The following is a 5373-nucleotide window of genomic DNA, read 5'->3' on the forward strand; positions in this document are numbered from 1 at the left end:
CAGGGAACGCCGAGTCGGCGCAATGTTGCACCCCGTACGCCGAGTCGGCGCAATGTTGCACCCCGTACGCCGAGTCGGCGCAATGTTGCACCCCGTACGCCGAGTCGGCGCAATGTTGCACCCCGTACGCCGAGTCGGCGCGATGTTGCACGACCGCTTGCAACACTGCGCCGACTCGCCCAGGGCTCAGCAACACTGCGCCGGCTCGGCCAGGGCTCAGTAGGACTTGGGCAGTCCCAGCGAGTGCATCGACACGAAGTTGAGGATCATCTCGCGGCTGACGGGGGCGATCCGACCGACGCGGGTGGCGACGAGGAGCCCGGCCATGCCGTACTCCTGGCTCGCGCCGTTGCCGCCGTGGGTCTGCACGGCGCGGTCCACGACGTCGCAGGCGGCCTCGGCGGCGGCGTACTTGGCCATGTTGGCGGCCTCGCCGGCCGCCATCTCGTCACCCGCGTCGAAGAGCGCGGCGGCCTTCTGGTTCATCAGCCGCGCGAGCTCGATCTCGATGTGGGACTGGGCGAGCGGGTGGGCGATCGCCTGGTGGGCACCGATCGGGACCTTGAAGACCACGCGCTCCTTGGCGTACTGGGTCGCCTTCTCCAGAGCGAAGCGGGCCAGGCCGAGCGAGAACGCCGCGGCCATGATGCGCTCGGGGTTGAGGCCGGCGAAGAGCTGCACGAGCCCGCCGTTCTCGTCGCCGACGAGCGCATCGGCCGGGAGCTTCACGTCGTCGATGAACACCTGGAACTGGTTCTCCGGGGAGACGATCTCCATGGGGATCGCGTTGAACTCGAAGCCCGGCGCGTCGGTCGGCACGACGAACAGGCACGGCTTGAGCTTGCCGGTCTTGGCGTCCTCGGTGCGCGCGACGACCAGCACGTTGTCGGCCTCGTCGACGCCGGAGATCCAGATCTTGCGGCCGGTGAGCACCCAGCCGTCGCCGTCGCGGCGCGCGGTCGTGGTGATGTTGTGGGTGTTGGTGCCGGCGTCGGGCTCGGTGATGGCGAAGGCCATGGTGCCGGTGCCGTCACAGAGGCCGGGCAGCCACTTCTGCTTCTGCGCCTCGGTGCCGTAGCGGGAGATGATCGTGCCGCAGATCGCCGGGCTGACGACCATGAGCAGCAGCGGGCAGCCCTGAGCGGCGAGCTCCTCGCAGACGGCCGCGATGTCGCCGATGCCGCCACCACCGCCGCCGTACTCCTCGGGGATGTTGATGCCGAGGTAACCGTTCTTGCCGATCTCGAGCCACAGGTCGGTGGTCTTGCCGCCGGAGCGGGCCTGCGCGACGAAGTAGTCGCGGCCGTACTTGCTCGCGAGCCTGGCGACCTGCTTGCGGAGCTCCTGGCGCTCCTCGGACTCGGTGAATGCCTGGGTGCTCATGCTTCTTCATCTCCTGTGTCGACGACGGCGAGGACTTCTCCGGCGGCCACCTGGGCGCCGGTCCGGACGTTGATCTCCGTGACCGTGCCGGCAGCCGGCGCGCTCACGGTGTGCTGCATCTTCATGGCCTCGAGGACCAGGACGGTGTCGCCGGCCTCGACGCTCGCACCGGGCTCGACGGCGACCCGGACCACCGTGCCGGGCATGGGCGCGAGCAGGGAGCCGCTCGCGACCTGGTCGGCGGGGTCGACGAAGCGGGGCACCCGGGTGAGGGCGAGGTGGCCCCACGGGGAGTCGACGTCGACGCGGTGCCCGCTGATGCGGACCTCGTGGGAGGTCCGGACGCCGCCGTGGTCGACGACGACGCGCCACCCGGCGGCGTCACGCTCCGCCCGCACCAGTCGTACGCCGTCCACCTCGCCGTAGGCGTCGACCAGCACGGCGCCCGCGCGCTCGTGGCGCCAGCCGACCTCCACCTCGGTGCCGGACAGCTCGAAGGAGACCACCTGGGGAGCGGAGTGGACGTTGCGCCAGCCCGCCGGGATGCGCTGCTGGACCGGGCGGCCCGCGGAGACCCGCTCGACCCACGCCATAGCCGCGGCGAAGAAGCTGACGGCCTGCTCCTCGCGCGTGCCGGGCGCGGCCGGGAGCGACTCGACCACCTCGGGATGGTCGTCGAGGAACGAGGTGCTGAGGTCCTCGCCCACGAAGGCCGGGTGTCGCAGGATCGCCACGAGCTGGTCGCGGTTGGTGCGCAGCCCGTGGATGCGCGCCCGCTGGAGCACCCCGGCGAGCTGCCGGGCGGCGGCCGCGCGGGTCGGCGCGTGCACGACGACCTTGGCCAGCATGGCGTCGTAGTGGGTGGAGACCTCGCAGCCGGCCACGAAGCCCGCGTCGACGCGCACGCCCGGCTCGTCGGGCACCTCGAGTGCGGTGAGCAGCCCCGACTGGGGCTGGTAGCCCGCGGCCGGGTCCTCGGCGTAGAGCCGGACCTCGATCGCATGCCCGGAGGGCGGGTCGGGCCAGCCCATCGTCCAGTCGGCCTCGGCGGCCTGCAGCTGCAGCTCGACGAGGTCGATGCCGTGCACGAGCTCCGTGACCGGGTGCTCGACCTGGAGGCGGGTGTTCATCTCGAGGAAGAAGAAGCGCTCGCTCACCGGGTCGTAGAGGAACTCCACCGTCCCCGCACCTCGGTAGTCGATGGCCTCCGCGGCGTGGCGCGCGGCCTCGTGCATCGCGGTCCGCACGTGGCCGGGCAGGCCGGGGGCGGGTGCCTCCTCCACGACCTTCTGGTGCCGGCGCTGCACCGAGCAGTCGCGGTCGCCGTAGACCGAGGAACCGACGACCTGCACCTCGACGTGCCGGCCACGCTCGACGTAGGGCTCGACGAAGACGGTGCCGTCGCCGAAGGCGGAGGCCGCCTCGGCCGACGCCTTCTCGATCTCGCCGGGCAGGTCGGCGAGGCGCCGTACGACGCGCATGCCGCGACCGCCGCCACCGGCGGACGCCTTGACCAGCAGTGGGAGGTCGGCCTCGGTGGGCTGCGCCGGCGCCTCGAGCACCGGGACGCCCGCGGCGGCCATGAGCTCCTTGGCCCGGATCTTGGAGCCCATCGCCTCGATCGAGGCGGGGTCGGGACCGATCCAGATCAGCCCGGCGTCGATGACGGCGCGCGCGAAGTCGGCGTTCTCCGACAGGAAGCCGTAGCCGGGGTGGACGGCGTCGGCTCCCGAGCGACGCGCGGCGTCGATGAGCAGGTCGGCGCGCAGGTAGGTCTCGGCCGGGCTGGACCCGGGTAGGCGCACCGCACGGTCGGCCTCGCCGACGTAGGGCAGTGCGGCGTCGGGGTCGGAGTGCACCGCGACCGTGCCGATGCCGAGTCGACGGCACGTGCGGAACACGCGGCTGGCGATCTCGGCGCGGTTGGCGACGAGGACGCGGGTGATGGTGGGCCGGGTGGGCGGGCGTCCCCCGTTGGTCGAGCGCCCCTCGTTGGTCGAGCTTGTCGAGACCATGCTGCTCACATCCTGAAGACGCCGAAGCGGTCGGTGCCGCTGAACGTCGAGGTGTCGATGACGGACAGGCAGATGCCCAGGACGGTGCGGGTGTCGCGGGGATCGATGACCCCGTCGTCGTAGAGCATCCCGGACAGGAAGTGCGGCAGGGACTGCTCCTCGACGCTCGCCTCGATGAAGGCCCGCATGCCCGCGTCGGCCTCCTCGTCGTAGTCCTTCCCGCGTCCCTCGGCCGCCGCTCGCGCGACGATCGAGAGGACCCCGGCGAGCTGGGCCGGCCCCATGACGGCGGACTTGGCCGAGGGCCAGGTGAAGAGGAAGCGCGGGTCGAAGGCGCGGCCGTTCATGCCGTAGTTGCCGGCGCCGTAGGACGCCCCCATGACCACCGTCAGGTGCGGCACCGTGGAGTTGCTGATCGCGTTGATCATCATCGCGCCGTGCTTGATGATGCCGCCCTGCTCGTAGTCCTTGCCGACCATGTAGCCGGTGGTGTTGTGCAGGAACAGCAGGGGCGTGTCGGTCTGGTTGGCGAGCTGGACGAACTGGGTCGCCTTCTGCGCCTCCTCGCTGAAGAGCACGCCCTGCGCGTTGGCGAGGATGCCGATCGGGCGGCCGTGCAGCCGGGCCCACCCGGTGACCAGCGAGGTGCCGTAGAGCGGCTTGAACTCGTCGAAGACCTGGCCGTTGGTCTCGCTCACCCCGTCGCAGAGATGGGCGATCACGTCGCGGGGGTCGAAGGGCTCCTTGAGGTCGCCGGGGATCAGGTCCAGCAGGCCCTCGGGGTCGGCGACCGGCTCGGCGTAGTCCGGGACGTCATGCGGACCGTGGAGGCGACTCCCCCGAGCGTATGACGTCGCGCCGCGCGCCTTGCGCCAGTTGAGCCGCGCGATGATCCGCCGTCCGATGCGGATCGCGTCGCGCTCGTCCTCGGCGAGGTAGTCCGCGAGCCCGGAGGTCCGCGCGTGCATCTCGGCACCCCCCAGCGACTCGTCGTCGGACTCCTCACCGGTGGCCATCTTGACCAGGGGCGGGCCGCCGAGGAAGACCTTGGCCTGCTGCTTGACCATGACGGTGTAGTCGCTCATGCCGGGCACGTAGGCGCCACCGGCGGTGGAGTTGCCGAAGACCAGCGCGATCGTCGGCTCCTTGCGCGCGCTCGCGCGGGTGATGTCGCGGAAGAGCTTGCCTCCCGGGATGAAGATCTCCTTCTGCGTCGGCAGGTCGGCGCCGCCCGACTCGACCAGGGAGATGGTGGGGAGACCGTTCTCCTGGGCGATCTGGGAGGCCCGGAAGATCTTCTTGACCGTCCAGGGGTTGCTCGCGCCGCCCTTCACCGACGGGTCGTTGGCGGTGATCATGCACTCGACGCCCTCGACGACACCGATCCCGGTCACGACGCTGGCGCCGACGGTGAAGTCGGAGCCCCAGCCCGCGAGCGGGCTCAGCTCGAGGAAGGCCGACCCCTCGTCGACGAGCAGCTCGATGCGCTCGCGCGGCATCAGCTTGCCGCGGCCGTGGTGGCGCGTGACGCTGCGCTCGCCACCGCCCTCGACCGCCTTGGCGTGCTCGGCGTCCAGCGACGCGATCTTCTCGAGCATCGCCTCGCGGTTGGTGCCGGCCACGGCCTCGGCGGTCACGACGCGTAGCCCATCAGCTTGGCCGCGAGGTCGGTGAGGACCTCGGTGGCGCCGCCGCCGATCGGCAGGATGCGAGCGTCGCGGTAGTGCCGCTCGACCTCGGTGCCGTGCATGTAGCCGGCGCCGCCGTGGAGCTGCACCGCCTGGTCGCAGACGTACGTCGCCGCGTCGCACGCGGTCTGCTTGGCCAGGCACGCCTCGGCGATCACGTTTTCCCCCGCGGCGTGCCGTCGCGCGACGTCGTGGGTGTAGACCCGGGAGACCTCCACCTGGCGACGCATCTCGACGAGCTTGTGGCGCACCACCTGGTTGCTGATGAGCGGCTTGCCGAAGGTCTC

At 71.2% G+C, this 5373-nt stretch carries 4 protein-coding genes; all 4 read right to left on the reverse strand.

What is annotated here, in order from left to right; all coding sequences use genetic code 11:
• Nucleotides 1–216: 216 nt before the first annotated feature.
• Nucleotides 217–1383: an acyl-CoA dehydrogenase family protein gene (locus RMN98_RS15270; protein WP_309649675.1), complete on the reverse strand. Its 1167-nt coding sequence runs from the start codon at nucleotides 1381–1383 to the stop codon at nucleotides 217–219.
• On the reverse strand, nucleotides 1380–3398 hold the full coding sequence (locus RMN98_RS15275; RefSeq protein ID WP_309649676.1) for a biotin carboxylase N-terminal domain-containing protein: 2019 nt from the start codon (nucleotides 3396–3398) through the stop codon (nucleotides 1380–1382). The genes RMN98_RS15270 and RMN98_RS15275 overlap by 4 nt, the downstream gene beginning before the upstream one ends.
• A 5-nt stretch (nucleotides 3399–3403) precedes the next feature.
• The gene (locus RMN98_RS15280; RefSeq protein ID WP_309649678.1) at nucleotides 3404–4996 is read right to left on the reverse strand and encodes an acyl-CoA carboxylase subunit beta; all 1593 of its coding nucleotides are present in this window, start codon (nucleotides 4994–4996) and stop codon (nucleotides 3404–3406) included.
• A 35-nt stretch (nucleotides 4997–5031) separates the two neighbouring features.
• Nucleotides 5032–5373, reverse strand: a 342-nt coding sequence (locus RMN98_RS15285) for an acyl-CoA dehydrogenase family protein (protein WP_309649677.1), incomplete at its 5' end; no start/stop codon positions are given.

Source organism: Nocardioides sp., from assembly GCF_031397825.1.
GTDB lineage: Bacteria > Actinomycetota > Actinomycetes > Propionibacteriales > Nocardioidaceae > Nocardioides.

Coding starts and splice junctions, on each gene's coding strand:
- RMN98_RS15270 (WP_309649675.1), bottom strand. CDS start 1,383: ATGAGCACCCAGGCATTCACCGAGTCCGAGGAGCGCCAGGAGCTCCGC.
- RMN98_RS15275 (WP_309649676.1), bottom strand. CDS start 3,398: ATGGTCTCGACAAGCTCGACCAACGAGGGGCGCTCGACCAACGGGGGA.
- RMN98_RS15280 (WP_309649678.1), bottom strand. CDS start 4,996: ATGCTCGAGAAGATCGCGTCGCTGGACGCCGAGCACGCCAAGGCGGTC.